This window comes from Streptomyces sp. NPDC104371, assembly GCF_055583785.1.
Map to the genome: position 1 here is coordinate 398,137 of NZ_JBVJNF010000002.1, position 26,559 is coordinate 424,695.

At 72.9% G+C, this 26,559-nt stretch carries 24 protein-coding genes; 13 read left to right on the forward strand and 11 right to left on the reverse strand.

Annotated features, from left to right (window positions below; all coding sequences use genetic code 11):
- Positions 1 to 10: 10 nt before the first annotated feature.
- Positions 11 to 919 carry a UbiA family prenyltransferase gene (locus ACZ60T_RS07645; RefSeq protein ID WP_469665198.1) on the reverse strand — a complete coding sequence of 303 codons (909 nt, stop codon included), beginning with the start codon at positions 917 to 919 and terminating at the stop codon, positions 11 to 13.
- Positions 920 to 1,150: 231 nt separating this feature from the next.
- On the opposite strand from ACZ60T_RS07645, the gene ACZ60T_RS07650 reads away from it, so the two are divergent.
- The gene (locus ACZ60T_RS07650; protein ID WP_469665199.1) at positions 1,151 to 2,212 is read left to right on the forward strand and encodes a type III polyketide synthase; all 1,062 of its coding nucleotides are present in this window, start codon (positions 1,151 to 1,153) and stop codon (positions 2,210 to 2,212) included.
- Positions 2,213 to 2,231: 19 nt separating this feature from the next.
- Complete coding sequence (locus tag ACZ60T_RS07655; RefSeq protein WP_469665551.1) at positions 2,232 to 3,248, forward strand: NAD(P)/FAD-dependent oxidoreductase; 1,017 nt, start codon at positions 2,232 to 2,234, stop codon at positions 3,246 to 3,248.
- Between the two features lie 19 nt (positions 3,249 to 3,267).
- On the opposite strand, the gene ACZ60T_RS07660 is transcribed toward ACZ60T_RS07655, so the two are convergent.
- From ACZ60T_RS07660 to ku, 3 genes are all read right to left on the reverse strand, one after another.
- Positions 3,268 to 4,542: a lanthionine synthetase LanC family protein gene (locus ACZ60T_RS07660; RefSeq protein WP_469665200.1), complete on the reverse strand. Its 1,275-nt coding sequence runs from the start codon at positions 4,540 to 4,542 to the stop codon at positions 3,268 to 3,270.
- A gap of 115 nt (positions 4,543 to 4,657) precedes the next feature.
- Entirely contained in the window at positions 4,658 to 5,053 is a 396-nt protein-coding gene (locus tag ACZ60T_RS07665; RefSeq protein ID WP_469665201.1) for a hypothetical protein, read from the reverse strand.
- Between the two features lie 70 nt (positions 5,054 to 5,123).
- Positions 5,124 to 6,149 (reverse strand): non-homologous end joining protein Ku, encoded by a 1,026-nt coding sequence (gene ku / locus ACZ60T_RS07670; protein ID WP_469665202.1) that lies wholly within the window; start codon positions 6,147 to 6,149, stop codon positions 5,124 to 5,126.
- 61 nt (positions 6,150 to 6,210) lie between these two features.
- Between ku and ligD the strand changes: the two genes are divergently transcribed.
- Positions 6,211 to 7,092, forward strand: coding sequence for a non-homologous end-joining DNA ligase (gene ligD / locus ACZ60T_RS07675; protein ID WP_469665203.1), 882 nt, complete (start codon positions 6,211 to 6,213; stop codon positions 7,090 to 7,092).
- Between the two features lie 46 nt (positions 7,093 to 7,138).
- Here ligD and ACZ60T_RS07680 read toward each other — a convergent pair whose 3' ends face one another.
- Positions 7,139 to 7,942 carry a nuclease-related domain-containing protein gene (locus ACZ60T_RS07680; RefSeq protein WP_469665552.1) on the reverse strand — a complete coding sequence of 268 codons (804 nt, stop codon included), beginning with the start codon at positions 7,940 to 7,942 and terminating at the stop codon, positions 7,139 to 7,141.
- Between the two features lie 106 nt (positions 7,943 to 8,048).
- Between ACZ60T_RS07680 and ACZ60T_RS07685 the strand changes: the two genes are divergently transcribed.
- From ACZ60T_RS07685 to ACZ60T_RS07705, 5 genes are all read left to right on the forward strand, one after another.
- Entirely contained in the window at positions 8,049 to 8,555 is a 507-nt protein-coding gene (locus ACZ60T_RS07685; protein ID WP_365622317.1) for a protein-tyrosine phosphatase family protein, read from the forward strand.
- Positions 8,556 to 8,654: 99 nt separating this feature from the next.
- Positions 8,655 to 9,410 (forward strand): hypothetical protein, encoded by a 756-nt coding sequence (locus ACZ60T_RS07690; RefSeq protein ID WP_365622314.1) that lies wholly within the window; start codon positions 8,655 to 8,657, stop codon positions 9,408 to 9,410.
- Positions 9,407 to 10,750: an ATP-binding protein gene (locus ACZ60T_RS07695; RefSeq protein WP_469665204.1), complete on the forward strand. Its 1,344-nt coding sequence runs from the start codon at positions 9,407 to 9,409 to the stop codon at positions 10,748 to 10,750. Before ACZ60T_RS07690 ends, ACZ60T_RS07695 begins: the two co-directional genes overlap by 4 nt.
- Positions 10,751 to 10,787: 37 nt before the next feature.
- Complete coding sequence (locus ACZ60T_RS07700) at positions 10,788 to 12,155, forward strand: FtsW/RodA/SpoVE family cell cycle protein (protein WP_365622311.1); 1,368 nt, start codon at positions 10,788 to 10,790, stop codon at positions 12,153 to 12,155.
- Positions 12,152 to 13,726 (forward strand): peptidoglycan D,D-transpeptidase FtsI family protein, encoded by a 1,575-nt coding sequence (locus ACZ60T_RS07705; protein WP_469665205.1) that lies wholly within the window; start codon positions 12,152 to 12,154, stop codon positions 13,724 to 13,726. Before ACZ60T_RS07700 ends, ACZ60T_RS07705 begins: the two co-directional genes overlap by 4 nt.
- Positions 13,727 to 13,735: 9 nt before the next feature.
- Here the strand turns inward: ACZ60T_RS07705 and ACZ60T_RS07710 are convergent, their stop codons facing one another.
- Complete coding sequence (locus tag ACZ60T_RS07710) at positions 13,736 to 14,842, reverse strand: ferritin-like domain-containing protein (RefSeq protein ID WP_469665206.1); 1,107 nt, start codon at positions 14,840 to 14,842, stop codon at positions 13,736 to 13,738.
- 133 nt (positions 14,843 to 14,975) lie between these two features.
- On the opposite strand from ACZ60T_RS07710, the gene ACZ60T_RS07715 reads away from it, so the two are divergent.
- The 5 genes from ACZ60T_RS07715 to ACZ60T_RS07735 all read left to right on the forward strand — a co-directional run bounded on the left by ACZ60T_RS07715 (position 14,976) and on the right by ACZ60T_RS07735 (position 20,566).
- Entirely contained in the window at positions 14,976 to 15,905 is a 930-nt protein-coding gene (locus tag ACZ60T_RS07715) for an AurF N-oxygenase family protein (RefSeq protein WP_469665207.1), read from the forward strand.
- A 61-nt stretch (positions 15,906 to 15,966) separates the two neighbouring features.
- Positions 15,967 to 16,731 carry a TetR/AcrR family transcriptional regulator gene (locus tag ACZ60T_RS07720; protein WP_469665208.1) on the forward strand — a complete coding sequence of 255 codons (765 nt, stop codon included), beginning with the start codon at positions 15,967 to 15,969 and terminating at the stop codon, positions 16,729 to 16,731.
- The gene (locus tag ACZ60T_RS07725) at positions 16,728 to 17,039 is read left to right on the forward strand and encodes a hypothetical protein (RefSeq protein WP_469665209.1); all 312 of its coding nucleotides are present in this window, start codon (positions 16,728 to 16,730) and stop codon (positions 17,037 to 17,039) included. Before ACZ60T_RS07720 ends, ACZ60T_RS07725 begins: the two co-directional genes overlap by 4 nt.
- Before the next feature lie 103 nt (positions 17,040 to 17,142).
- Positions 17,143 to 18,303: an NlpC/P60 family protein gene (locus tag ACZ60T_RS07730; protein ID WP_469665210.1), complete on the forward strand. Its 1,161-nt coding sequence runs from the start codon at positions 17,143 to 17,145 to the stop codon at positions 18,301 to 18,303.
- 160 nt (positions 18,304 to 18,463) lie between these two features.
- Positions 18,464 to 20,566: a hypothetical protein gene (locus tag ACZ60T_RS07735; protein ID WP_469665211.1), complete on the forward strand. Its 2,103-nt coding sequence runs from the start codon at positions 18,464 to 18,466 to the stop codon at positions 20,564 to 20,566.
- A 110-nt stretch (positions 20,567 to 20,676) separates the two neighbouring features.
- On the opposite strand, the gene ACZ60T_RS07740 is transcribed toward ACZ60T_RS07735, so the two are convergent.
- From ACZ60T_RS07740 to ACZ60T_RS07760, 5 genes are all read right to left on the reverse strand, one after another.
- A complete protein-coding gene (locus ACZ60T_RS07740; RefSeq protein ID WP_469665212.1) occupies positions 20,677 to 21,915 on the reverse strand; it encodes a styrene monooxygenase/indole monooxygenase family protein in 1,239 nt (412 codons plus the stop codon).
- A 76-nt stretch (positions 21,916 to 21,991) separates the two neighbouring features.
- Positions 21,992 to 22,639: a GTP-binding protein gene (locus ACZ60T_RS07745; RefSeq protein WP_365622284.1), complete on the reverse strand. Its 648-nt coding sequence runs from the start codon at positions 22,637 to 22,639 to the stop codon at positions 21,992 to 21,994.
- On the reverse strand, positions 22,620 to 23,024 hold the full coding sequence (locus ACZ60T_RS07750; protein WP_365622281.1) for a DUF742 domain-containing protein: 405 nt from the start codon (positions 23,022 to 23,024) through the stop codon (positions 22,620 to 22,622). The genes ACZ60T_RS07745 and ACZ60T_RS07750 overlap by 20 nt, the downstream gene beginning before the upstream one ends.
- The gene (locus ACZ60T_RS07755; RefSeq protein ID WP_365622278.1) at positions 23,021 to 23,527 is read right to left on the reverse strand and encodes a roadblock/LC7 domain-containing protein; all 507 of its coding nucleotides are present in this window, start codon (positions 23,525 to 23,527) and stop codon (positions 23,021 to 23,023) included. Before ACZ60T_RS07755 ends, ACZ60T_RS07750 begins: the two co-directional genes overlap by 4 nt.
- Positions 23,524 to 26,460 (reverse strand): sensor histidine kinase, encoded by a 2,937-nt coding sequence (locus tag ACZ60T_RS07760; protein ID WP_469665553.1) that lies wholly within the window; start codon positions 26,458 to 26,460, stop codon positions 23,524 to 23,526. Before ACZ60T_RS07760 ends, ACZ60T_RS07755 begins: the two co-directional genes overlap by 4 nt.
- Positions 26,461 to 26,559: the final 99 nt, after the last annotated feature.

Genomic DNA, 26,559 nt, shown 5'->3' on the forward strand with positions numbered 1-26,559 from the left:
TCGAAGCGTCTCAGACCAGAGCCCGGCCCCGTGCGAGGAGCAGGGACACCGCCGTCACCGCCAGGGTGAGGGTGGTGAGGAAGGGGATGCGGCCTCGGGGGCCCTTGTCGGGGAGCAGGGCTGTGGTGAGGGCCAAGGCGCCGGTGATGGTCAGTGTCGCTGTGCTGGAGATGGCCGATCGGTCCGGGGGGCCGAACACCAGTACCGTCGAGGCGGCGAACAGGGGTACGGGGGCGAGGCAGCGGGTTCTGCGGCGGCCCAGGCGTTGCGGCAGACCCCGTACCCCCGCGGCCAAGTCGGCGTCGATGTCCGGCAGTACGTTGGTGAAGTGGGCGCCCACCCCGAGCAGGGCCCCCGCGGTGACCGCCCAGATCGGTGGCCACGGGCGGCCGGGCAGGCCCAGCGTGATGACCGCGGGCAGCAGTCCGAAGGCCACGGCGTACGGCAGCCAGGACAGTACGGTCCGTTTGACGCCGAGGTTGTAGGCCCAGGCGGCGGCCACACAGGTCAGATGCGCGGCTCCGGCCGCCGGTCCGCTCGCCAGCGAGAGGGGGACGCAGAGGCCGAGCGCCCAACCCGCCGCCACCGCTACCGCCCTCGGCCGCGACGCACCCACCACCAGGGGCTTGTCCCGGCGAGCCGCCGCGACGTCCCGTGCGCGGTCGATCCAGTCGTTGCTCCAGCCCACCGACAACTGACCGGTCAGCACCGCGGCGGCCACCAGCGCACAGCCCGTCGGGCCGCGCCCTGACGTCGCCGCCAGCGCGGTCGCCAGCGTCGTGACCGTCACGGCGGGTTCGGGGTGGCTCGCCCGTACCAGACCGGCCGTCGCGGAGGCGGAACGGCGCGGCTTCTCTTCCTCGGGAGGGGGGACGGGGACGTCATGGCGTCCGGCCGCGGGGGCTCCGGTACCAGGCACGCGATGATGCTAGTGCCCCGGCAGGCCGCCTTCGCGACGCCACAACGCCGCGACGCCACAACCCTCCACGCCGCGATGCCGCGATGCCGCGATGCCCTCCACGTCCGCGGGTTCGGTGACGTTACGCGTCACCGACGCCCGGCGCGCCCCAAGTTCGGCAGCATGGCGTCTCGTAGGCGCGTTTGCTCGGATATAGGACATTCCATTCCCGTATGAACCTATGCTGCGGCGATGACGCGAATCGCTGCCGTGTGCGCGGTGCTGCCTCCGTACCGCTACCAGCAGGACGAGATCAGGGACGCGCTCGTGGCCATGGGGGTCGTGGGAGAGCGGGAGGTCGCGGTGCACGAGCGGCTGCATGCCGCGTCCACGGTGCGCACGCGATCGCTGGCCATGCCGCTGGACCGCTACGCCGCCCTGAACGGCCTCGGCGCGGCCAACGACGCGTTCATCGAGGGCGCCATGGAGCTGGGCGAGCGCGCGATCACGTCGGCGCTGGACGAGGCGGGGCTCAGGCCGCCGGACGTGGATCTGATCGTCTCCACCTCGGTGACCGGTCTCGCGGTGCCCTCGATCGAGGCCCGGCTGGCGTGGCGGCTCGGGATGCGCCGCGACGTCAAGCGCGTGCCGATGTTCGGTCTGGGCTGTGTGGCGGGGGCCGCGGGGCTGTCCCGGCTGCATGACTATCTGGAGGGCCGGCCCGAGGGCGTGGCCGTTCTGCTGTCGGTCGAACTGTGCTCGCTGACCTTGCAGCGGACGGACGGCTCCGCCGCGAACCTGGTCGCCGGGTCGCTGTTCGGCGACGGGGCCGCCGCGGTCGTCGCCGTCGGCCGGGACCACCCGGCGGCGTCGGACGAGGCGCCCACCGTCGAGGCGGGCCGCAGCCATCTCTACCCGGACACCGAGGAACTGCTCGGCTGGCACATCAGGGACCAGGGGTTCCGGATCGTGCTGAGCGGTGACCTGCCCGACCTGGTACGCAGTCAACTAGGCGGTCAGGTACGGGAGTTCCTTGACGATCATGACGTGAAGCCGCAGGAGGTGACGGCCTGGGTCTGCCATCCCGGCGGGCCCCGGGTGATCGAGGCCGTACAGGAGTCGCTCGAACTTCCCGCGCGCGCCCTGGAATCGACGTGGCGCTCGCTCGCCGCCGTGGGCAACCTCTCCTCCGCCTCGGTCCTGCACATCCTGAGCGACACCCTGCGGTCGCGGCGCCCCCTGGCCGGGACACCGGGGGTGGTGCTCGCGATGGGGCCGGGCTTCAGCTCCGAACTCGTCCTGCTGCGCTGGTAGGCCGCCCATGTCCCGGCGCGTGATCGACCTCCTGGTCGCGGGCGGCGGCCCGGCGGGGCTGGCCACCGCCATCAACGCCGCGCTGGCCGGTCTGGACGTGGTGATCGTCGAACCGCGGCCGGGGCCGGTCGACAAGGCCTGCGGGGAGGGGCTCATGCCCGCGGCCGCGCGGGCGCTCGCCGACCTCGGCGCCACCGCGGACGGCCGTCCCCTGCGCGGCATTCGCTATCTGGACGCCGACCACCGGGTCGAGGCGGCCTTCCCCACGAACCCCGGGAAGGGCGTACGGCGCACCGAACTCCACCGCGCGCTGTCCCGTCGCGCCGCCGACCTCGGCATCCCGGTGGTCACCGCCCGGGTCGACGGGCTGCGTCAGGACGGCCGGAGCGTCACCGCGGCCGGGATCACCGCGCGTTACCTCGCCGCGGCGGACGGCCTGCACTCACGGATCCGGCGCGAACTCGGCCTCGGGCTGCACCCCGGCGGCCGGGCGGCACGGTACGGGCAGCGCCGTCACTTCGCCGTGCCGCCCTGGACGGACTACGTCGAGGTGCACTGGACGGCGCGGGCGGAGGCGTACGTCACCCCGGTCGGCGCGAACCTCGTCGGCGTCTCCGTCCTCACCGAGGACCGCGCCCCCTTCGAGACACTGCTGGCCCCGTTCCGGGAGCTGGCCGCCCGCCTTCCCGTGGCCGCGGCGACCGACACCCGCGGGGCGGGGCCTCTGCGTCAGCGGGTCCGTACCCCGGTCGCGGGCCGTGTCCTGCTGGTCGGTGACGCCGCCGGGTACACCGACGCCCTGACCGGCGAGGGCCTGGCGATCGCGTTCCACGCCGCGGCCGAGCTCGTACGGTGTGTGCGCCAGGACCGGCCGCAGGACTACGACCGGGCCTGGCGCGGGGTCTCCCGGCGCTACCGCCTGCTGACGGCGTCACTGCTGTGGCTGCGTACGCACCAGCCGCTCGGGCAGCACATCGTTCCCGTCGCCGCCCGCTTCCCGGCGCTCTTCACCGCCGCCGTCCACCGCCTCGCGTGAATCGCGTGAATCGCTTGGATCAGGGGCGTGCGGCCCCCGCCACCGAGGGCTGGTCCGGCATCGTGAACGCGTAGCGCGGGTCGCCACCGCGGCTCAGGCGTACGAAGCGCAGGAGTTCGCGGACGATGCCCGCGTTGCCCATCCCCCAGCCGACGTACGGTTCGAGGTCGGCCGGGTCGGCCCGGTACTCGACGTTGGACCAGCGGGCGCCGTCGGTGTCCCGGATCGCGTGGGCGACGAGGTCCGCCACGAGAACATGGGCGAAGTCGTACGGGTCCTGCTGCTCGGCGATGCGGTCGCAGGCCAGGGCGAGGACGCCCGCGGTGCCGCAGCAGCGGCCGTTGTTGTCCCAGAAGCCGGGGCGCAGCCGCCGGGGCAGGCCGGAGTGGGTGACCGTGTGCCAGCAGCGGTCGGCGAGGGCGGACCAGGCGGGGTCGCCCGTGACGTCCCGCAGCGTCCGGAAGACCTGGGCGTCGCCGGTCGGGCCGTGGCACCAGCCGTAGTTGAGGGGCTCGATCAGATCCGGGAAGTACTGCGGGGTGGAGTGCCGCACCAGGAAGCCCTCCGGCCCCCCTTCGTCCCGCGCCAGGACGTCCGCGGCACCGGCCAGCCCCAGCTCGACCAGGTCCGTACGGCCGGTGGCGCGGCCGACTCGCGCGAGCGCCAGGACGATGCCGAGCGTGCCGTGCGAGATGTGGTGCATACGGGGCTCGCCGACGTCCGTGCGATGGGGCCAGTGGACACCCGCCGGGGTCTGCTCCGCCGTGCGCAGATACGGCTCCATGGCGAGGACGGCCAGGTCGGGGTCGCCGAGCAGGAGCGCCCCGAGGCCGATCCCCGCGTTGCCGCCCAGCAGTTCGAACAGTTCGCCCCAGCGGGTGCCGTCGAAGTGTGACCGTACGAGGTCCGGCGCGCGGTCGGCGGCGGCGCCCGCGGCCTCGTCGCCGAGTTCTTCGCACAGGGTCCGCAGGACGAGCGCCATTCCGGTGCGGCCGAAGTAGAGGGAGTCGTCCTCGGTGCTGTCGACGGCGTCCACGAGACTGCGGCCCGCGCGCAGGGCGGCGTCGGCGTACGTGTCGTCGCCGAAGTGACGCCAGGCCTCCAGGAGTACGGGAACGACACCGGCCGTGCCGCTGTAGAGCATGGGCTCCGGCTCGTCGTCCGAGGGTCTGGTGGGCCAGGCGAGCCCTCCGCCCTCGGTGTCGCGCGCCGCCGCGGTCAGCCACCGCAGCCCGTCCAGCGCGAGTTCCTCGACCTCCTCGATGGCCACGGCCGTGGCTTCAGGCACTGTCATGGGCCCACTCTCACACATCCTCGGGACCGGCGGAGATCGCGATGCGACTCAACAGACGTGCTGACAGCGGGAGTTCAGCCTGTCAGCCATCACGGACGCTCCGGCGGGGGGCTGTTCAAGCCAGGGTGGGCACGAAGCCGCCGTGCGCGATGCCCGACGACAACAGGGCGGACCAGTCGAGTTCCTCGGGCAGTTGCTCCAGGGACAGGACGACCACTCCCCCGGCCCGCTCGGCGGCCGTGCACCAGTCGGCCATGTCACCCGATGCCGCACCAGCGTCGGCACCGCCGAGCACGGGCGCCGTCAACGTCGGTACGAGGACGCCGTGTTCACCCGGTCCGTCCACGACACACAGGGTGAGCCGGGGCACGATGCTCCACCCCTCGCACACGGGCACCGCGCCGTCGGGCCCGGTCAGGGGCGGCAGGACGTCATGGACGGGCGCGTCGGCCAGCAGGAGTACGGGCGTGGCACCGCAGACGAACAGCGTGTTCTCGGGATCCAGCAACATGGGGCCATGCTCGCAGGTCACAGGCCTCAACCCGCCAGCAGGGCACAGAGGTTGGACGACAGTCCGTCGCTCACGCCGTGCGCTTGCGGGCCGCTGTCTTCTTCCCGTTCGACGACGCCGTCTTCTTGGTCTCCGACTTCCCCGCCGCGGACCCCGACTTCGCGGCCGTCTTCTTCGACGCGGTCTTCTTGGCCGTCGGCTTCCGCCCGGCCGGTGCCGTCTTCCGGCCCTCGCCCTCCTTCGGCGCCCGTCGGGTGCTCTTGCGGCTCGGCAGCCGCCTGACCTCGGCCTCCGCGGCCTCCTCCCCTGCGGCTTCCTCGCCCCTCGACTCCTTCGCCGCGCGCACGCTGTTCTCCAGGGCGGCCATCAGGTCGAGGACCCTGCCGCCCTTGGCCGGTTCGGGAGCCTCGGGGGGTGTGACTCCAGCGGCCTTCGCGGCGATCAACTCCTCGACGGCCGCGCGGTATTCGTCGTGCAGGTCGTCGAGGTCGACCTCGCCGAGGGTGTCCATGAGGGTGTGCGCCAGGTCGAGTTCCTTGTCGTTCACCGTGACCTTGGTGTCCGGGGCGACACCCTCGGGGGCACGGACCTCGTCGGGCCACAGCAGCCCGTGCAGGACGATGGCGTCCTCCATCACCCGCAGCATGCCCAGCCGTTCACGGCCGCGCAGCGCGAACTTCGCGATGGCGACCTTGTTGCTGCGCTTGAGGGCCTCGCGCAGCAGGGTGTACGGCTTGGCGGCCGGGGCACCGCTCGCGGCCAGGTAGTAGGCGCTCTCCATATGGAGCGGGTCGATCCGCTCGGCCGGTACGAACGCCACGATCTCGATCGTGCGGGCCGTCGGGATCGGCAGATGGGACAGGTCCTCGTCGGTGATCGGGATGATCGAGCCGTCCGCGTCCTCGTACCCCTTGCCGATCTCCTCGTACGCGACCTCGCGGTCCTCCAGCTCGCAGTACTTGTGGTAGCGGATCCGGCCACCGTCCTCCAGATGGATCTGCCGGAAAGAGATCGAGTGGCTCTCGGTCGCGTTCACCAACTTGATCGGGATGCTGACCAGGCCGAACGAGATGGTGCCGTTCCAGATGGATCGCACGTTCCGCACCTTTCCGACCAGTACTCACTGATACCGACCTGTTTCGTGGGATTCTCATCGTATGACGCCGATCACAGTGGTGGAGGGGCGACGGATCGCGCTCAGCAACCTGGAGAAGGTGGTCCATCCCGCGACCGGCTTCACCAAGGGTGAGCTGCTGCACTACTACGCGACCACCGCGGACGTCCTGCTGCCCCATCTCCACGACCGCCCGCTGTCCTTCCTGCGCTATCCGGACGGCCCGGACCGCCAGGTCTTCTTCGCCAAGAACGTGCCGCCGGGTACGCCCACCTGGGTCAGCACGGCGCATGTGCCGCGCTCGGAGGGCACCGCGCGCATGGTGGTGATCCAGGATCTGGCGAGCCTGATGTGGGCGGCCAACCTCGTCACCGAGTTCCACACCCCGCAGTGGCGCGTCGACGCGCCCGACGAGGCCGACCGGCTGGTCTTCGATCTCGACCCGGGCCCGCCCGCCACGGTCGTCGAGTGCTGCGAGGTCGCGGTGTGGTTGCGCGAGCGGCTGGCCGCCGACGGCATCGAGGCGTACTCGAAGACGTCCGGCTCGAAGGGGCTGCATCTGCTGGCCGCGGTGGAGCGGACGCCCGCGCGGCGGACCACGGAGTACGCCAAGCTCCTGGCCGTGGAGGCGGAGAAGGCGCTGCCCCGGCTCGTCGTCCATCGCATGACACGCACGCTGCGGCCCGGGAAGGTCCTCGTGGACTGGAGCCAGAACGCCGCGGGCAAGACGACGGCGGCGCCCTACACGCTGCGCGCCCGCGCCGAGCCGACCGTGTCGACGCCGGTGACCTGGGAGGAGGTCGCCGACTGTGCCTCACCCGACGCGCTCGTCTTCCGCGCCCCGGACCTCGCGCCCCGCCTGGAGGCGTACGGCGATCTCCTGGCCCCGCTCCTCGACCCCGCCCACGCGGGACCGCTGCCCTGACCACCGCCATCGAGGCCGTCCGGAATCCGTAGAGCGGGGTCCGGAGTCACACCCTCGCCCACGTATGCCGGTCCCGTGCCATCGCGTGCAGCGCCTCCACGTCCGCCGGTTTGAGCACGCCCCCCAGGCGGGCGAGGTCCGCGAGGTCCGTCACGGTGTGGACGCGGACCTCGCGGGGCGCGGTCGTGGTCTCCACGCGCGCGGGGTCCACCAGGGCCAGCACCGGGTGGACCTCGGCCGTCAGCGCGTACGAGGCGCGGTCCGCGTCGGCCCGTACCCGGCGCAGCAGCGGCCGCGGCTCCTGGCGGCCCACCCGCACCAGCGGGTCGGCGAGCACGACCCGCTGCCCGCGCACGGGCAGCGAGCGCACCGCGAACAGCCCGCCGGGGCCGATCACCAGGTGGTGGACGCGGTCCCCGCCGGGCAGCGGCACCGAGTGCAGGGTGTGCCAGCCCGCGCCCTCCAGCCGGTCCAGCGCCTCGCCGACCGCCTGCTCGGCGGCGAGCGCGCGGCGGCGCGGGTCGGGGCGCAGCCGGTGGGCGGGCGCCGGGGCGCGGTCCAGGGCGATCAGCAGGGCCTCGCCGGGCCGGTTCGGCGCCAGGTCGTCGTCCGGGTGCAGGGAGAGCCGCGCCAGCTCGGCAGGGGTGGGGACGGGCGGCGGGCCCACCGCAACCGGGCCGGTCAGGAACGGGTGGAGCGCGGCGAGCACCTCCTGCCGCCGGTCCTCGCGGACCAGGTTGACCCGGCCCGCCTCGCGGTCGTACCAGGCGACGGTGGACCCGTCGGTGCCGCACACGTACAGGCGTTCCTGTCCCTGTCGCCGGGCCGGTACGACGCGCAGTCCGCTCATTCCGCTCATATGGCATACCCCCTCGACCATGGGAACAGGGAGGGTGCTGTACGGGCAAGAACCCGGTTACCTTGGTGAGCGCTTGGGACGTCAGTGGGAGGCCTCGTTGCGAACCCGCGGAACACCACCCGATGTGCCCGCTCCGGACAGTCCGTGGAGCGAGATCGTGCCCGGTCTGTGGATGGGCGGCCATGAGTTCGTGCGGCATGCCGGAGAGCCGGAATTCGCTGTCGTACGACGTGAGTTCGACCTGGTGCTGACGCTGTTGCGGCTGCCGGGGCACGGGCCGGACGACGGCGTCGAGCACCATGTGTGGCCGATACCGGACGGGCCGCTCGACGGCACGCAGCTCGCCGGGGTGATGCGGCTCGCGCAGGCCGCCGACGACGCCCTGGAGGACGGCCGCCGGGTCCTCGTGCGCTGCTTCCACGGCTACAACCGCTCGGGCCTGGTCGTCGCCCACGCGCTGATCCGGGCCGGTCACACCGCCGACGAGGCGATCAGGATGATCCGCTCGCGGCGCGGACCCTGGGCGCTGCACAACGAGTTGTTCGTGGAGTATCTGCGGGCCGGTCTGGACACGGCCCGGCTGCTGGAGGAACTCGCGGAGTGACCGGCCGCCGCCCGGCCCCGCGTCATCGCCCGGCCCCGCGTCACCGTCCGTGTGCCTCACCTGCCAGGAAGCGAACAACTCGGTCACCTCGGTCATAGAGTGAGCAACCTGCCCTCAGGTGACCCCAAGGACGTGGCCGTGTTCCCCAGCCGCCGTGCGCGCGCAAGCCTCACTCTCGCCGCCACCGCCTTGCTGGTGGCGGGCTGCGGCGACTCCGGTGCCCTGCGCGGCGCGGGTCCGACCGCCACCGCCGTCGGCCCGGTGAAGCTGTGGCCCCAACTGCCGCCCGCCGCCACCCCCGCGCTCGACTTCGGCATGGCGGCGCACGAGACCGTCAAGGGCATCACCGCCGAGGACGACGACGTCCACCGTGTGGATCCGCTGGACGTCGTACGGGCCGAGGTCGCCGCTCACCCGGACGTGTACTCGGACCCGCACGCGGTGTACGGGCAGACGCACGATCAGCTCGCGGACTGCGGCAGGCGGGGCGCGCACGGCGCGAAGTGCCCGCTGCTGCGGGCGTACTACCGGGATCTCACCGGCGACGGGAAGGACGACATGGTGCTCGGCATGCGCTTCCCCGGCAACCAACTCGCGGTCCGTGTCTACACGTTCGAGGCGCATCGGCTGGTGCAGGTCATGGGCACCGCGGACAGTGTGATCAGTGTGGAGCTGGCGGGCCGGGACGTGATCATCCGCTCGCCGTCGACGCTTCCGGGCTACGAGTTCCGCACGGTGTGGACCTGGGACGCGCACCAGCACGCGATACTGGCCGGCCGGGAGGAGATCCTGCGGGTGCGCACCGCGCTCCGGGGCCGCCCGGACTCGCCCGCCCCTGCGGAGGGTCCTCGGTGACCCCGCCGTGGCGGACGCTGGGGCGGCTGTCGCACTGGACCGCCACGCTCACCTGGAAGGCGGCGGCCTTCATCACCGTCATGTGCTGCGGCCTGGCCGCGGTGCTCGGCATGCTCGTCCATGTCCAGGTCACCGACCAGACCGTCGGCGCGGCCCGCAGCCGGGCGCTCGCCCGGCTCACCCAGGCGACGCGGGCGTACGAGGCGGGTGCGCGGCTGCCGCGGCGTACGGGGGTGGATCTGCCGGGGCTGCCGGAGCGGCTGCGGGAGCTGGCCGAGGACGGGCAGCGCGGCACGATGGTCGGCACCGGCGACCATCGTGCCGCGATGTGGGCGGCGGGCCCCGCCGACGGCGGACGGGCGCTGGCCGTGCGGGTCGACTACGCGCAGGGGGCCGACATCATCGCCGGGCTCGACCGGGCGATCCTGTGGTCCTCGGCCCTGGCGATCGGCGCGACCCTGTTCGTCGGGGCGTTCGCGGTGACCCGGGTGACCCGGCGGCTCCAGGACACCGCGCAGGTGGCCCGGCGGATCAGCGCGGGCGACCTGGACGCGCGCGTGGCGGACCCGCGCGCGGCGGACCGGGCGCGCCCGCAGGACGAGGTGGCGGCGGTCGCCGGTGCCCTGGACACGATGGCGGCGACACTCCAGGGCAAGCTGCTGACCGAGCAGCGCTTCACGGCGGACGTGGCGCACGAGCTGCGCACCCCGCTGACCGGGCTGCACGCGGCGGCCGAACTGCTGCCGCCCGGACGCCCGACCGAGCTGGTGCGCGACCGCGTGGCCGCACTGCGCACGCTCACCGAGGACCTGCTGGAGATCTCCCGGCTGGACACCAGGCGGGAGCGGCTGGAGCTGGGCAGTGAGCGGCTGGTGCCGCTGGCCGAGCGGGTGGTGCGGGCCTGCGGCGCGAGGACCGAGGTACGGGTCGTGCGCGACACCCGCGTGGAGACCGACCGGCGGCGCCTGGAGCGCGTGCTCGGCAATCTCGTGGCGAACGCGCACCGGCACGGGCGCGGCCCGGTGGTGCTGACGGTCGACGGTCCGCGGGTGACCGTACGGGATCACGGGGACGGCTACCCGGACTACCTGCTGGCGCACGGGCCGCAGCGCTTCCGTACCGAGAGCGGCGGGAAGGGGCACGGGCTGGGCCTGACGATCGCGCTCGGCCAGGCGGAGGTGCTGGGCGCCCGGCTGGAGTTCGCCAACGCCCCGGGCGGTGGCGCGGTGGCCGTGCTGACGCTCCCCGAGCGCGTACGGCCCGCGGCCGACGACGGCTCCGAGATCCCTCGCCCGCGGCCTCGGACGGGCCCCCGCCCGCGACCCGATTGTCGCTCATAACGGGGCATCACGGTCGGGCGCTTGTTACGTTCCGCACATGATCCAGCCCGGAACGCCAGGGACGAGCAGGGCGGCGGACACCCCCGCTCCCGCCCCGCGGCTGCCCCGGCGCCGGGGCATCGAGTTCGCGCTCATCCTGCTCGCCGTGCTGATCTCCGTGTACGGCTACTGCGCGGTCGGCCTCGCCAAGCACGGCACCCTGCCGCCCGGTGCCGTCCACTACGGCGCCGGGCTCGGTCTGCTCGCGCTGCTGGCGCACGGCGCGGTGCGGCTGCGCGCCCCGTACGCGGACCCCCTGCTGCTGCCGATCGCCGTGCTGCTCAACGGCGTGGGCCTGGTGCTGATCTACCGTCTGGACCTGGAGACGCCGGGCGACCGGGAGGCCCCGGCCCAGCTCTACTGGTCCACGGTCGGGGTGGTGCTCTTCGTCGCCGTCGTGGTGCTGCTGCGCGCCCCTCGGCTGCTCCAGCGCTACACCTACGTCTGCGGGGTCGCGGCCCTGCTCCTGCTCGTCCTGCCGATCTTCTTCCCGCCGCTGAACGGGGCCCGGCTCTGGCTGCGGATCGGTGACTTCTCCATCCAGCCGGGCGAGTTCGCGAAGGTGCTCCTCGCCGTCTTCTACGCCGGGTATCTGGCCGCCAACCGCCATGCGCTGGCGTTCTCGGGCCGCCGGATCGGGCCGCTGCAACTGCCCGCCGGGCGCGTCCTCGGCCCGGTCGTCGCCATCTGGCTGCTGAGCGTCGCCGTGCTGGTGCTGGAGCGGGACCTCGGCACCTCGCTGCTGTTCTTCGGCCTGTTCATCGTGTTGCTGTACATCGCCACAGGCCGCACCGGCTGGATCGCGGTCGGGCTGCTGCTCGCGTCCCTCGGCGCGCTCGCCGTCGCCCGGCTGGAACCGCATGTGCACAGCCGGGTCCATGAGTGGCTGCACCCCTTCGCCTCGATCGACGCGGGCCAGGGGGCGGGCCAGATCGCCCAGTCCCTCTTCGCGTTCGCCGCCGGGGGCGCCCTCGGCACCGGGCTCGGCCTCGGGCACTCGATCCTCATCGGCTTCGCCGCCAAGTCGGACTTCATCCTGGCGACGGCGGGCGAGGAGCTGGGCCTGGCGGGGCTGTCCGCGCTCTTCCTGGTGTACGCCCTGCTGGTGGAGCGCGGCTACCGGGCGGGGCTCGCGCTGCGCGACCCGTTCGGGCGGCTGCTGGCCATCGGGCTGGCGTCGATCGTCGCGCTCCAGGTGTTCGTGATCGCGGGCGGGGTGACGGGCCTGATCCCGATGACGGGCCTCGCGATGCCGTTCCTCGCGCAGGGCGGCTCCTCGCTCGTCACCAACTGGATCATCGTGGCGCTGCTGATCCGGATCAGCGACGTCGCGCGCAGCCAGTACGACGGGAGCGCGGCACCGTGAGCCTGCCCAGGGACCTCGGCTCCGCCCGGCGCAAGGGGACCCGCGCCATCCGCCGGGCGGCGGCCCTGTACGCCCTGCTGCTGATCGCCCTGCTGGTGAACGCGACGCGGGTGCAGATCGTCGAGTCCTCGCGCTACGGGGACAACCCCGCCAACCGCCGCCCGATGATCGCCCGGTACGGCCAGCCGCGCGGTGACATCGTGATCGACGGGCGGGCGGTGACCGGTTCGCGGGACACGGGCGGGCTGTTCCGCTACGCGCGCACCTACCGCGACGGCCCGCTGTACGCGCCGGTCACCGGCTTCGCCTCGCAGGTGTACGGGACGACGCTGCTGGAGGACGCGCAGGACAAGGTGCTCGCGGGCACCGCCCCGCTGCTCGCGCCGGTGCCCGCGTGGAGCGACGTGCTGCGCGGGCGCAGTCCCGGCGGTGATGTGGTCACCACGATCGACGGGGCGGCGCAGCGGGCGGCTTACCAGGGGCTCGCGGGGCGCACGGGCGCGGTCGCCGCGATCGAGCCGGCCACGGGGCGGATCCTGGCGCTGGTGTCCGCGCCGTCGTACGACCCCGGGGAGCTGTCCGGCACGTCCGCGTCCGTGACCCGGGCCTGGGCCCGGCTGACCGCGGACGCCGCGCGGCCGATGCTCAACCGGGCGATCCGGGAGACGTATCCGCCCGGTTCGACGTTCAAGGTGGTGACGGCCGCGGCGGCGCTGGACTCGGGGGTGGTGACGGATCCCGACGACGCGACGTCGTCCGCGGACCCCTATCTGCTGCCGGGCACGCGGACCCGGCTGACGAACGAGGCCTCCGGCTGCGAGGACGCGTCCTTGCGCTACGCCTTCACCTGGTCGTGCAACACGGTGTTCGCGAAGCTCGGCGTGGACATCGGGCTGCGGAACATGAGGGTCGCGGCGACGGCCTTCGGCTTCGACGACCCGACGCTGCGCGTCCCGTTCGCGGTGGCGCCGAGCACCTTCGCCCGGACGCCGGACGCGTCCCAGCTCGCGCTGTCCTCCATCGGGCAGTTCGACACGCGGGCGACGCCGTTGCAGATGGCGATGGTCGCGTCGGCGGTGGCGGGCGACGGCACGATCATGGCGCCGTACCTGGTGGAGCGGACGACGACCCGGAGCGGCCGGACGGTCTCGACGGCCGGACCCCGCGCCCTGCACCGGGCGATGAGCGCGGCGACCGCGACGCGACTGCGGGAGCTGATGCGGAACGTGGTGGAGGAGGGCACGGGCCGCAACGCGGCGATCGACGGCGCCACGGTGGGCGGCAAGACGGGCACGGCCCAGCACGGCGTCGGCAACTCCGGGAAGCCGTATGCCTGGTTCATCTCCTGGGCGCAGGCGGACGACGCGCCGCAGCCCGCGGTGGCGGTCGCGGTGGTGGTGGAGGACGCGGCGGGCGAGCGCGGCGAGATCAGCGGAGGCGGGAACGCGGCGCCGATCGCGCGGTCGGTGATGGAGGCGGTCCTGAACTCCCGGCCGCACGGGCTGAATTCACCGCAGCACCCGAGGAACTGCGCCACGTCCGCGTGCTGGGGCGGCGCCTTCGCCCGCTGAACCCCCGCCTCAGCCCGCTCCCCCCGCCTCGATCGCCTCGGTCACCTCCGCGACACGCGCCTTCTCCTCCGCGGCGAAGCGTTCCGCGTCCAACGTCTCGGCCAGCTCCTCGTCCTGGGCCATCAGCAGGTCCAGGTTCGAGTTGCCCAACTCGAAGACGCCCATGTCGACGTACGCCCGCTGCAGGCGCTCGCCCCACAGGCCGATGTCCTTCACGCACGGGACGATGCGGCTGAACAGCAACTGCCGGAAGAGCCGGAGGAAGGGCGAGCGCTCGCACAGCTCCTCCGCCTCCGCGCGCGGGATGCCGAAGTTCTCCAGCACCGCCTCCCCGCGCAGCCGGTCCCGCATCAGATAGCAGCCCTCGATCACGAACTCCTCGCGTTCGCGCAGTTCCGCGTCCGTGAGCTGCCGGTAGTAGTCGCGCAGGGCCATGCGGCCGAACGCCACGTGCCGGGCCTCGTCCTGCATGACGTACGCGAGGATCTGCTTCGGCAGCGGCTTGTCCGTGGTGTCGCGGATCATGCCGAACGCCGCCAGCGCCAGGCCCTCGATGAGCACCTGCATCCCGAGGTAGGGCATGTCCCAGCGGCTGTCGCGGAGGGTGTCGCCGAGGAGCGCGCTCAGATTGTCGTCGATCGGGTAGAGCATCCCGACCTTCTCGTGCAGGAAGCGGGCGTAGATCTCCGCATGCCGCGCCTCGTCCATGGTCTGGGTCGCGGAGTAGAACTTCGCGTCCAGGTCGGGGACGGACTCCACGATCCGGGCCGCGCACACCATCGCGCCCTGCTCGCCGTGCAGGAACTGGCTGAACTGCCAGGAGGCGAAGTGCCGGCGCAGCTCGCCCTTGTCCCGGTCGGTCATCTTCGCCCAGTGCGGGGTGTCGTGGAGGGCCAGCGACTCGTCCGGGGTGCCGAGGGGGTCGTACGGATCGACCTCCAGGTCCCAGTCGATCCGCTTCTGTCCGTCCCACTGCTTGTCCTTGCCCTTCTGGTAGAGGGCGAGCAGTCGGTCGCGTCCGTCGTCGTACTCCCAGCTCAGCCGTGCCGCACCGGTCGCGGGCACCTGCCAGCCGGGACTTCCCGGGTCATCGGCATACAGCTCGTAGCTCGGCATACCGCCACGCTCACACGAGGTAGACGCCCCGTCAACAAGTCACGCAGAGGCTCTTGACGCGCTTGCTGACAGGCAGTCTCATAACGGATGACCGCCGGTGACCGGCGTCCCGTTCGACAAGGTGGGGACAGCGATGACGACCGTGACGGAAGCCGATGTGCTGCGCGACGCGCTCGGTCTGCTCAAGGACCGGGAGCAGGTGGCCGAGCGACTGCTCGACGCTTCCGCCAAGCACTCCTTCGACCCGGACAAGGAGCTGGACTGGGAGGCGCCGTACGAGGACGGCAAGTGGTTCTGGCCGCCGGAGCTGGTGTCGCTCTACGACACCCCGCTGTGGCGGCGGATGAGCGAGGAGCAGCGCATCCTGCTCTCCCGGCACGAGGCCGCGGCGCTCGCCTCGCTCGGCATCTGGTTCGAGCTGATCCTGATGCAACTGCTGGTCCGGCACGTGTACGACAAGGCGGCGACGAGCGCGCACGTGCGGTACGCGCTGACCGAGATCGAGGACGAGTGCCGCCACTCCAAGATGTTCGCGCGGCTGATCGCGCACGGCGGGACGCCCTGGTACCCGGTGAGCCGGACCCATCAGCATCTGGGCCGCCTCTTCAAGACGATCTCGACCACGCCCGGTTCCTTCACCGCCACGCTCCTCGGCGAGGAAGTACTGGACTGGATGCAGCGGTTGACGTTCCCCGACGAGCGCGTGCAGCCGCTGATCCGCGGGGTCACCCGGATCCATGTGATCGAGGAGTCCCGCCATGTCCGGTACGCCCGCGAGGAGTTGCGCCGCCAGATGCTGACCGCGCCGCGCTGGTCGCGGGAGTTCACGCGCATCACCTCCGGCGAGTTCGCCCGGGTCTTCTCGGTCGCCTTCGTGAGCCCCGAGGTCTACCCGCACGTGGGCCTGGACAAGCGGGAGGCCATGGCGCAGGTGAAGGCGAGCGGCCACCGCCGGGAGGTCATGCAGTCGGGCGCGAAGAAGCTGACGGACTTCCTGGACGACATAGGGGTGCTCAGAGGTCCGGGCCGCCGGCTGTGGCAGTCGTCCGGGCTGCTGGCGTGAGCGCGGGGGCGCCCCGGGTGCTGGGTGCCCCTTCCCCCGGCGGCGCGATTACGCTGCGGGCATGACCTCCGAGGCGCCCACCCGCTCGTACCGCAGGCTCAGTGTCGAGGAGCGGCGCCGCCAGCTCCTCGACGCCGCCCTGTCCCTCTTCGCGCACCGCGCCCCGGAGGAGGTCTCGCTGGACGACGTCGCCGAGACGGCCGGGGTCTCCCGCCCGCTGGTGTACCGCTACTTCCCCGGCGGCAAGCAGCAGTTGTACGAGGCCGCGCTGCGCTCCGCCGCCGACGAGCTGCGGCAGTGCTTCGCCGAGCCGGCGCGCGGGCCGCTCGTCGGGCGGCTGAGCCGGGCCCTGGACCGCTATCTCGCCTTCGTCGGGCGGCACGACGCGGGCTTCAGCGCGCTGCTGCGGGGCGGCAGCGTGGTCGAGACGTCCCGCACCACCGCCATCGTGGACGGGGTGCGCCGGGCCGCCGCCGCGCACATCCTCGGCCATCTCGGCGTCGAGGAGCCGGGCCCGCGGCTGCGGATGACCGTGCGGACCTGGATCACCGCCGTCGAGGCCGCCTCCCTGATCTGGCTCGACGAGGACAAGCAGCCGCCGGTGGACGACCTGCGGGACTGGCTCGTGGACCAGTTCACGGCCGGTCTGGTGGCCACCGCCGGGCGCGACCCGCAGACCGCCGCGGTGGTCCGCGACGCGCTGGGCCTGGAGAGCGGCGAGGCGTTCGGCGCGCTGCTGGCGCGCGTCCTGCCGGTGACCGGCGCGGACGACCGGTCGCCGCGCCCCGGCGGCGCCGAGCCGGTGCGGGAGACACTGCTGCCGTGAAGAGCGAAGACACCCCGTTCGTCGGCGGGCCCCTGGACGGGCGGGTGCTGCCGGTCCTGGTCGGCCCGACCGGCCACCCGCCGAAGACCTACCGCGTCCCGGTCCCCGACGCGGCCGGCGGCCCGCCCACCGTCCTCGTCTACCGGCGCGTCGAGGCGGCCCGGAGCAGGCGGCTCGGCCTCCATCTGGGCTGGCGGTACGAGTACGACCCCGAGGGAGACAGCGGCGGCCCGCGCTGGCCGTGGTCCAAGCCGCGCCGGAAGCCAGGCGCCACGCCGGGCGGCGCGCAGGACACCGCCGACGAGTGAGGTCCTTGGGCCGACCCGACCAACTCGGCGAGGCGTCGGGGCTCGGTCCGTTCATCATTCCGGTGCGAGGTGGACGGACCACCGGCCGCACCGGAGGTGATGTATGTCGGATGTGCTGCTCCGCCTGGTCTGCACGGCGGCGGTGACCGCCTCGGCCGTACTCGTCCCCGCCCCCGCCGTCGCCGCCACGGCCCCGAGCAGCGCCTCGGCGAAGCCCGCGGACACCCGCTCGGTCCCCCGGCTGCTGCGCGACCTCCAGACCCTGTACCGGCAGGCGGAGCAGGCCACCGAGGCCTACAACGGCACCGCCGAGAAGCTGCGGCGGCAGCGCGCCGAGGTCGCCCGGCTCGACCGGCGGCTCGTAGGGGCCCGGCGCGCCCTGGCCGGGAGCCGCAGCGCGGTCGGGCGGCTGGCCCGGCAGCAGTACCAGGGCAACACGGAGCTGTCCCCGTACGTCCGCCTGCTGCTGTCCCCCGATCCGGAGCACGCGCTCGACCAGAGCCAGGTCATCGGGCAGCTCGCGCGTGAGCGGGCCGAGAGCGTGGTCCGGCTGACCGGCGCCGAGCGGCTCGCGGACACGCTGGCCCGTACGGCGCGCCGGGCGCTCGCCGAGCAGCTCGCTCTGACCGGGCGGCAGAAGCGGCAGCGGGACGACGTCCAGCGGCGCCTGAAGGACGTCGAGGCGCTGCTCGCCTCGCTCAGCGCCGGGCGGCGCGCCGAACTGGCCGAGCTGGAACGCGACGGCGTCGCCGCGGCGCAGCAGAGGTTCCTGGCGTCCGGCGCCCTCAGCGACACCCGTCCCCCGACCGAGCGCGGCGACCGGGCCGTGCGCTACGCCGTCGACCAGATCGGCAAGCCGTACCAGTGGGGCGGCGCGGGCCCGAAATCGTACGACTGTTCGGGACTGACCTCGCAGGCCTGGGTGCACGCGGGCCGGGCCATCCCGCGCACCAGCCAGGAGCAGTGGGCCCGCCTGCCGCACGTCCCGCTGCGGCGGCTCCGCCCCGGCGACCTCGTCATCTACTTCCCCGAGGCCACCCATGTCGCCCTCTACCTGGGCGACGGCATGGTCGTCCAGGCCCCCCGCCCCGGCACCCGGATCAAGGTCTCGCCGATCGCGGCCAACCCCGTCCTCGGCGCCGTGCGCCCGGACCCCGGCGGCCGGCCCCTGCGCTCCTACGCGCCGCCGCCGCTGCCTCACGGGGCGTCGCGGGGCTCGGACACGGGCTACTCCGCGACGGCGCCCGCGGGCGGCGCCGGATAGGTCCGACGACACAAGCTCCACGCACGTTATCCGTGGCCACCCGCCAGGTAACGACTGACCGGCAACCAGGTAAAGTCCGACCACTGCATCATGAGAGAACATCTGTGCGCACCGGCTTCGATCCGCGGCATTCGAACGCGATCGGAAGCACGGCCCGAGGATGTTTGAGTTGCCTGGAGCCCGCGAAGTGTCAGCATCGCCCCTGCCCGCTCGGTTGCGTACCGCGGCGGCACGTCTCCTGCTACCCACGGTGATCGTCCTGTCGTTCGCCGGTCAGGCGGTAGGCGCCTTCCTCCCCAGCGTCCCGCTGCTGGTGGCCGCCACCGCCGTCGGGCTGGCGGCGGACATCGCCCTGCACCGCTGGCAGCGGCGCATGGTCGCCACCTTCGGGAGACTCCACGCGACCGTGACGGTCCGTCAGGTCGCCCGGGACCTGCTGCTGGTGATCGGTCTGCTCCGCCTCGAGGACAAGAGCCACGAGACGCGGTATCTGGCGTTCGTCTGCGGCCTGTTGGCCTTCTACGGTCTGCACTTCGCGTGCCGGGCGGTCGGGATCCTCGTGCGCCGCAGCCGCACCCTGCCCGTGCTCACCCGGAACATCGACGCCTCCGCGCTGCGGCTGAGCCCCGCGCCCCCCGCGCTGCTGACGCATCGCACCGGGCAGCGGCTCCTGGTCTTCAGCCTGCCCTCGACGGCCGGTCTGCTGGCCACCGCGGTGACCGGCTCGGCCTGGTGGGCCGTCGCGGGCATCGCCCTGTCCGCCGCCCTCGCGGCCGTGTCCGTCGGCATGCTGCTGCTGCGGCTGCTGCCCGGCCGCCGACCGGTCACGGCCGAGCAGGCGCTGGAGTGGTTCGAGGAGTGGCTCGCGGAGTACGAGCCGACGGCCGGCATGTACTTCTCCGGCGGCACCGCCTCCGCCTACCAGGCGAACATGTGGCTGGAGCCGCTGGCGAAGCTGGAGGGCCGCCCGCTGATCGTGCTGCGCGAGCGCTTCATGGTGAAGCACATCACGTCCACCGACATCCCGATCGTGTGCCTGCCCAAGGTCGCCGATCTGATGCGCCTCGAGCACTCCACGCTGAAGATGCTGATCCACCCCTCGAACTCGGGCAAGACCTCGCAGGTGCTGCGGATCCCCACCATCAAGCACGCGTTCGTCAACCACGGCGAGAGCGACAAGCTGTCGAGCTGCAACCCGTACGCGAAGGCGTACGACGAGGTGTGGGTGGCCGGTCCCGCCGCGCGTGAGCGCTACGCCCTGGCGGACGTCGGCATCGAGGACAAGGACATCGTGGAGATCGGGCGCCCGCAGCTCGACGCCATCACGCCGTACGCCGGCGCGCCCACGGGCCCGTACACCACCGTGCTCTACGCCCCCACCTGGGAGGGCTGGGACGGCAACCCGGGCAACACCTCGATCATCGAGGCGGGCGAGAACCTCGTCCGCGCCCTGCTGGCCGATCCGAAGGTCCGGCTGCTGTACAAGCCGCACCCGCTGACCGGCTCGGTCGTGCCCCAGGCGGGCGCCGCGAACCTCCGGATCCAGGAGATGGTCCGCGCCGCGAACGCCGCCCGTGCCGCCGAGCACACCGACGGAGGGCCGTCGCCCGCCGCCGCCGCGGAGCTGGCCCGTACGACCGCCGAACTCGAGCGGCTCACCACGTCCTCGTTCCGGGCCAGCGCGGACGACACGGAGCGGATGCTGCTCCAGACGACCCCGGAGCCCGGCCGCGCCGAGGCCGTGGCCGCCGCGACCGCCGCCTGGGAGAGCGCGTACTGGGCCTCGTTCCCCGCGTGGGAGCACCAGATCGTCACCGAGGCCCGGCCGAACGTCTACGCCTGCTTCAACGCCGCCGACCTGCTGCTCAGTGACGTCTCCAGCGTCATCTCGGACTATCTGGCGAGCGAGAAGCCCTACGCCGTCACCAACACCAGCGGCCTGCTGGAGCCGGACTTCCGCGAGGCCTTCCCCACGGTCCGCGCGGGCGCCGTGCTCACTCCGGACGCCTCCGGGATCCCGGCCCTGCTGGAGTCGGTGCGCGACCCCGGGAAGGACACCTACGTCGAGGCGCGCGCCGAGCTGAAGCGCCATCTGCTGGGCCCCTCCGACCCGCCGTCCGTCGTCCGCTTCAACGAGGCGGCCCGCGCGCTGTGCGCGGAGGCCGACGCGCACCGGGCGGCCATGGCCGTCCGCACGCTCTCGGCGATCCCGACGCAGCCGGACGCCAGGTCGGCGCTGGACAACCGGCAGCTCGAGAGCTGAGCCCGCGGGGCTGCCCTGCGGCAGGAACGCGATCCGCCCCGGACGCGCCGTGCTCGGCTCGTCCGGGGCGGATCTCGTCCGGGGCGGTGGACCGCCCGGTCAGCGGCGGGTCACTGAGCGGCGACCGCCGCCAGATACGCCTCGGTCTTCTCGGGGTCGTAGAAGAAGTTCTCGAAGTCGGACGGGTCGTCGAAGCCGTTGGCGAAGCGGTCGGCGACCGGCTGGTACGCGCCGCCCGAGCCGATCAGCTTCAGCACGTGGTCCGGCGGCACGTCGAGCATCGCGTTCGTCCACTTGGTGACATGCCGGGCCGTGTCCCAGTAGCGGTCGAAGGTCTGCCGCATCCAGGCCTCGTCGAACTCCTTCTCACCGTGTTCGAGGATCGAGGCGAGGTACGAAGCGGCGCACTTGGACGCCGAGTTGGAGCCCTGGCCGGTGATCGGGTCGTTGGTGACGACGACGTCGGCCACGCCCAGGACCAGACCGCCGCCGGGCAGCCGCCCGATCGGCTGGCGGACGGTGGGCGCGTACCGCCCCGAGAGCGTGCCGCCCGCGTCGGTCAGCTCCACCTTGGTGGCGCGCGCGTGCTCCCACGGCGTGTAGCGCTCCATGAGCGCGAGCGTCAGCGCCAGGTGCTCCTCGGGGTCCCTGATCCCCCGGAAGGCGTCGACCGGGCCGCCGGGCACGCCCTCCCAGAACAGGATGTCCGCGCGCCCCGAGAGGGTCAGCGTCGGCATGACGAACAGCTCGCCGACGCCCGGGACGAGATTGCAGCGCACGGCGTCGAAGTCCGGGTGCTCCGGGCGGGGGCCGAGGCCGTGGACGTAGGCGACCGCGAGGGCGCGCTGCGGCTCGCTGTACGGGGAGCGCGCGGCGTCACGGGCGAACATCGACACCAGCTCGCCCTTGCCCGCCGACACCAGCACCAGGTCGTAGGCGCGGGAGAAGTAGTCGAGGTCGGAGACCGCCGCGCCGTGGATGACCACCTGGCCGCCGCGCTGGGCGAACGTCTCCAGCCAGCCGGCCATCTTCACGCGCTGGTCCACGGACTGCGCGTACCCGCCCTCGAACATGCCCACCCAGTCGACGGCGCGCCGGGACTCCGGTCCCGTGACGGACACACCGAGCCCCTCGACCCTCGGGGCCCGCGACTCCCAGAAGTTCAGCCGGAGGTCACGCTCGTGCTGGAGGGCGGTGTGGAACATGCACTGCGTCGACATGACCCGCCCGGTGCGGATCTCGTCCACGGTCCGGTTGGACATCAACGTGACCTCGTACCCGTGCGACTGGAGGCCGAGGGCGAGCTGGAGTCCGGACTGACCGGCTCCGACGACGAGTATCTTCCGCATGGGGGGTGGTGCTCCTAACCGGGCGATGCGGGCCCATGGTTGCGCGCGGACACCGCGACGCCCGTACGCGACCCCCTCACTCGGGGGTGACGTCGAGCGCGTGGCCGACGAGGGCCAGCAGTGTCTCGACCGCCGACATCCGGCGGCGCGCGTCCATGATCATGACAGGTATGTCCTCGGATATCGTGAGCGCGTCGCGCACGTCGTCGGGCTCGAACCGCTCGGTGCCGTCGAAGTGGTTGACCGCGACGACGTACGGCATCCCGCTGCTCTCGAAGTAGTCGAGCGCCGGGAAGCAGTCCTCGAGGCGTCGGGTGTCGGCCAGGACGATCGCGCCGATCGCGCCGCGGACCAGGTCGTCCCACATGAACCAGAACCGCTGCTGGCCCGGCGTGCCGAACAGATAGAGCACCAGGTCGTTGTCGAGCGTGATGCGGCCGAAGTCCATGGCCACGGTCGTGGTGAGCTTGTCCGGCGTCTCGCTGAGGTCGTCGGTGCCCTCGCTGGCCGCGGTCATCATCGCCTCCGTCTGGAGAGGCTTGATCTCCGAGACGGCGGTCACCAGGGTGGTCTTGCCGACACCGAAGCCGCCGGCCACGACGATCTTCGTCGCGATCGGGGGCCGGGTGCGGTCCGTCTCCCAGGCCCGCAGGTCCTCCTGCTGTTCCCGGTCGACGGCAAGCGGGGAGACGTCCCGGGAGACGTCAGAGACGACGGAGTCCACTCAGCACCCTTTCCAGCAGAGCGCGGTCCGGCTGTCCGGGGCCGTGCCCGGTTCCGTACACACGGATCTTTCCTTGGTCCGCGAGGTCGCTCAGGAGGACACGGACCACCCCGAGCGGCATACGCAGCAGTCCGGCGATCTCCGCCACCGTGCGCATACGGCGGCAGAGTTCGACAATGGCCTGCGCCTCGGGCATGACCCGGGCGCCGGACGGGCGGTTCGTCAGTTCGAGGCGTTCCTCCGGGGCCTCAAGGGCCGCCACGAAGGTCTCGACGAGGAGGACATGGCCGAAGCGGGTGCGCCCCCCGGTGAGGGAGTAGGGGCGCACCCGTGCCGGTTTGCGGTCACTGCCGCGCACCGGGAGCTTCTTCGGCGTTCCGCTCATCGCGCGCTCCCCGCTGCCTCTGTCTCTGTCTCCAGGGACCGCCGTAGCTCGCTGCGCAGTTCGGGGGTCAGGACGTGCCCGGCGCGGCCGACGAAGAGCGCCATGTGGTACGCCACCACGCTCATGTCGCAGTCCGCGGAGCCGTGCACGCCCAGCAGTGAGCCGTCGCTGATGGACATGACGAACAGGCTGCCCTCGTCCATCGCGACCATCGTGTGCTTGATCCCGCCGAACTCCATCAGCTTCGCGGCGCCGACGGTGAGGCTGCCGATGCCGGAGACGATGGTGGCGAGGTCGGCCGAGGACCCCTTGGGGCCGCGCGGTCCGCGCTGGCCGGAGCGGGCCTCGGCGTTGCGGCCGGGGTCGGACGACAGCAGGAGCAGGCCGTCGGAGGAGACCACCGCGACCGACAGCAGTCCCGGCACCTCCTCGACGAGGTTGGTCAGCAGCCAGTGCAGGTTGCGTGCCTCACTGCTCAGTCCATAGGTACTGGGCGCGGTCAACTGCTTGCCTCCTCGACGGTGCCCCCCGATGCTTCTGCGTCTGCTGGGGTCCCTGGTACGGCGGTGGACGGTGGGGGCGTGGACCGGGGCGGGACCGCCTCCGTCTCCCCCGTCCTCTCGGCGTTCTCCGCCTCGACGTGGCGGTAGCCCTCCGTGGCGCCCCGGTGGAACCCGCCGAGCCTGCGGCGCAGTGCCTCGGCGTCCACGCCACCGGCACGGGGCCGGGGGGTCTGCGGGGGCGCGGAGATCCTGGGGGTGCGCTTGGGGAGACCCTTGGCGGTGCGCCGGGGGGTCTCGGGCTGCTGGGAGGTCGGGGGCTCCTCGGGGTGAAGCTCCGGTGCGGTGGGCCGCGACGCGCTCTCGTCGGGGGTGCGTTCGTGCGTGTCGGGGCCGATCGCGTACGGGTCGGGGTCGGTGGTGCTCTGGGCGGGGATACGGGCGGCGGGGGCCTCGTCCTCGGTCAGGGGAGCGTGGTCCGCGTCCGCGTGTGCGGCGGAGTGCCGGTCCTCGGGGTCCTTGTCCTCGGTGGTGGGCGCGGGGTCCGCGTCCAGGACCGGGGCGAAGAGCTCCATGGTGGTCTCGGGGGACACCTCGGGCTCCGCGGGAGCCTCCTCGGCGGCCTTCGCCGTCGCGGGCGCGTCCTCGAGCGCCTCGGTGCCGGTCTCCGGCGCCTCGGTGGCGTCCTCGGACTCCGCGGTGGCGGCGTGCTCCCGCAGCGCCTGTTCCGCCGCCGCGATCAACGGGTCCTCGTCGCCGCGCGGTTCCTGGATGGTGATCCGGGTACGGGCCTTGAGGACGTTCGAGTTGACCTCGGCGTCGGCGCCGGGCAGGGACAGCGAACCCCCGGCCGGGGCCGCCGACTTGGGGGCGGCGGCGAGGAGCGACTTCGTCAGGGTGACGACCGCCGCGACACCGCCCTCCTTCTGCTTGCGCAACTGGACGCGGATGCCGTGCCGGTGGGCGAGGCGGGCGACCACGTACAGGCCGAGCCCGAGGCCCTCGCCGCCGTCCTCGTCGTAGGGCGCGCTCGGGTCGAAGTCGGCGAGGCGGGCGTTGAGCCGGCTCATCCGCTTCCCGGACATGCCGATGCCCTCGTCGTGGACGGAGAGCATCAGCTCGCCGTTCTCCCTGAGCCAGCCGGAGATCTCGACGGCGGACTCCGGCGGCGAGAACGACGTGGCGTTCTCCAGGAGTTCGGCCAGCAGATGCGAGAGGTCGTCGGCGGCGAAGCCCACCACCTGCGCGTGCGGCGGCAGCGCGCCGACGCGCACGCGCTCGTACCGCTCGATCTCGCTGACCGCGGCGCGCACGACGTCGACGAGCGGTACGGGCCCCGCGTGCTGCTGCACATGCTCGGCACCGGCCAGGACGAGGAGGTTCTCGCTGTGGCGGCGCATGACCGTGGCGAAGTGGTCGAGCCGGAAGAGCGTGGAGAGTCGCTCGGGGTCCTGCTCCCGCTCCTCCAGGCCCTCGATGAGGGCCAGTTGGCGGTCGACCAGGCCCACGGTGCGCAGGGCGAGGTTGACGAAGGTGGCGTGGATGCTGTGCTGGACCTGGCCCAGGTTGGCGGAGGCGTCGGCCAGTTCGGTGCGCAGCTTCTCGCGCTCGTCGGCCATGGTCTGGCGCTGGCCGACGAGGTGCTTGCGGTCGGACTCCAGGGTGGACAGCCGCTCCTGGAGCGCGACGGCGTGCGCGTGCAGGGCGTTGACGGAGCGGACGACCTGGGCGAACTCGTCGTTGCGGCCGGTGAACTTCACCGGTTCCTCGGTGGCCGGGGAGGCGGCCACGCGGGCCGAGCCGAGGCGCAGGACGGCGAGCGGGCGGGTGAGGCTGCGGGCCATCGCCGTGGCGATGCCGAGGGCGACGAGCAGAAGGACACCGAGGGCGGCGACCCGGATCTCCAGCGCGGTGACGTCGTCGTCGCGCAACTGCGCGAGCTGCTTGCTGCGGGCCTCGTAGAGCGAGGTCTCGGCGCCGCGCATCTGGTCGACGCGGGCGGACAGCGCCGCCCCCACCTTCTCGGTGCTGTAGGCGAGTTCGGCGTCGGAGAGCGTGGGCTGGTCCGTGAGGTCCGCGAGGTACTTCTCGGCGGAGGTGACCTCGGGGCCGGTGACCGTGGAGTCGTAGGAGTTCCGGGCTGCCGCGGGCGCGGTCTCGCGGAAGGCGGCGATCGCCGCGTCGGAGCGGACGGCGGCCTGCTGGGCGGCGGCGGTGAGGTCGTCGCGGCGCTTGGCGTCGGCCCCCGAGGCGCTCTCGGTGGTGGTCGGCAGGCCGGTGACCGGGTCGTAGGTGGTCTGGGTGACGCGCGGGACGCTCAGCGCGGCGAGGAGCAGTCCGCGGGCGGCGGCCGACTGCTGGACTGCGTTGTCGAGTTCGGCGAGGGCGTGGGCGCCCGCGCCCGCCCGGGGCGGCATCTGCTCGGCCAACTCCACGGCGACGGCGTGGAGTTCGGCGATGGCGGAGGAGTACTCGCGATGGGCCTCCAGAGCGGTGCTCTTCCCGGCGAGCGCCGCTCTGCGCGCGGTGGCCACGTCCCCGAGTCCCTTGCGCAGCCCGGCGGGCAGGTCCGTACGGGCGCGCAGGTCCTCGATCTGCCGGTCGACGCGGGCGCTCTGCTGCTCGGCGGGCGCCTTGGACTTGGGGCGCCCGGCGGCCACGTACGAGGTGACCCCGTCGCGTTCGTCGGCCAGCGCGTGGGCGAGCACCAGCGCGTCACGGGTCTGCTCGGCGAGCGTCACCAGGTTCTGGGTGTCGTTGAGCTGGGCGGAGGCGGCGATGACGGTCGGCGCCCCGGCCCCGGCGACCGCGGCGGCGACCACGGCCACCGCGACGATCAGACGGTTGCGGACATGGGCGGTACGGCCGCTGCCCGTGGACTTCGACGGGGCGCCCTGCGCGGGAGCCGTCTTCCTGTCTGCGCGCCGAGGCCGCATCTTCTGCACCGGTGCTCGCCATCCTGACTCGTGTACCCATGGGCCGGGGTGAGGGGGCGTCAACTGGGCCGCCTCCCCGGTACGACGGTTTCCGACCCT

Coding starts and splice junctions, on each gene's coding strand:
- ACZ60T_RS07660 (WP_469665200.1), bottom strand. CDS start 4,542: ATGACAGTGCCTGAAGCCACGGCCGTGGCCATCGAGGAGGTCGAGGAA.
- ACZ60T_RS07760 (WP_469665553.1), bottom strand. CDS start 26,460: ATGCGGCCTCGGCGCGCAGACAGGAAGACGGCTCCCGCGCAGGGCGCC.
- ACZ60T_RS07740 (WP_469665212.1), bottom strand. CDS start 21,915: ATGCGGAAGATACTCGTCGTCGGAGCCGGTCAGTCCGGACTCCAGCTC.
- ACZ60T_RS07735 (WP_469665211.1), top strand. CDS start 18,464: ATGTTTGAGTTGCCTGGAGCCCGCGAAGTGTCAGCATCGCCCCTGCCC.
- ACZ60T_RS07650 (WP_469665199.1), top strand. CDS start 1,151: ATGACGCGAATCGCTGCCGTGTGCGCGGTGCTGCCTCCGTACCGCTAC.
- ACZ60T_RS07750 (WP_365622281.1), bottom strand. CDS start 23,024: ATGAGCGGAACGCCGAAGAAGCTCCCGGTGCGCGGCAGTGACCGCAAA.
- ACZ60T_RS07730 (WP_469665210.1), top strand. CDS start 17,143: ATGTCGGATGTGCTGCTCCGCCTGGTCTGCACGGCGGCGGTGACCGCC.
- ACZ60T_RS07720 (WP_469665208.1), top strand. CDS start 15,967: ATGACCTCCGAGGCGCCCACCCGCTCGTACCGCAGGCTCAGTGTCGAG.
- ACZ60T_RS07665 (WP_469665201.1), bottom strand. CDS start 5,053: ATGTTGCTGGATCCCGAGAACACGCTGTTCGTCTGCGGTGCCACGCCC.
- ACZ60T_RS07680 (WP_469665552.1), bottom strand. CDS start 7,942: ATGAGCGGACTGCGCGTCGTACCGGCCCGGCGACAGGGACAGGAACGC.
- ACZ60T_RS07715 (WP_469665207.1), top strand. CDS start 14,976: ATGACGACCGTGACGGAAGCCGATGTGCTGCGCGACGCGCTCGGTCTG.
- ACZ60T_RS07710 (WP_469665206.1), bottom strand. CDS start 14,842: ATGCCGAGCTACGAGCTGTATGCCGATGACCCGGGAAGTCCCGGCTGG.
- ACZ60T_RS07700 (WP_365622311.1), top strand. CDS start 10,788: ATGATCCAGCCCGGAACGCCAGGGACGAGCAGGGCGGCGGACACCCCC.
- ligD (WP_469665203.1), top strand. CDS start 6,211: ATGACGCCGATCACAGTGGTGGAGGGGCGACGGATCGCGCTCAGCAAC.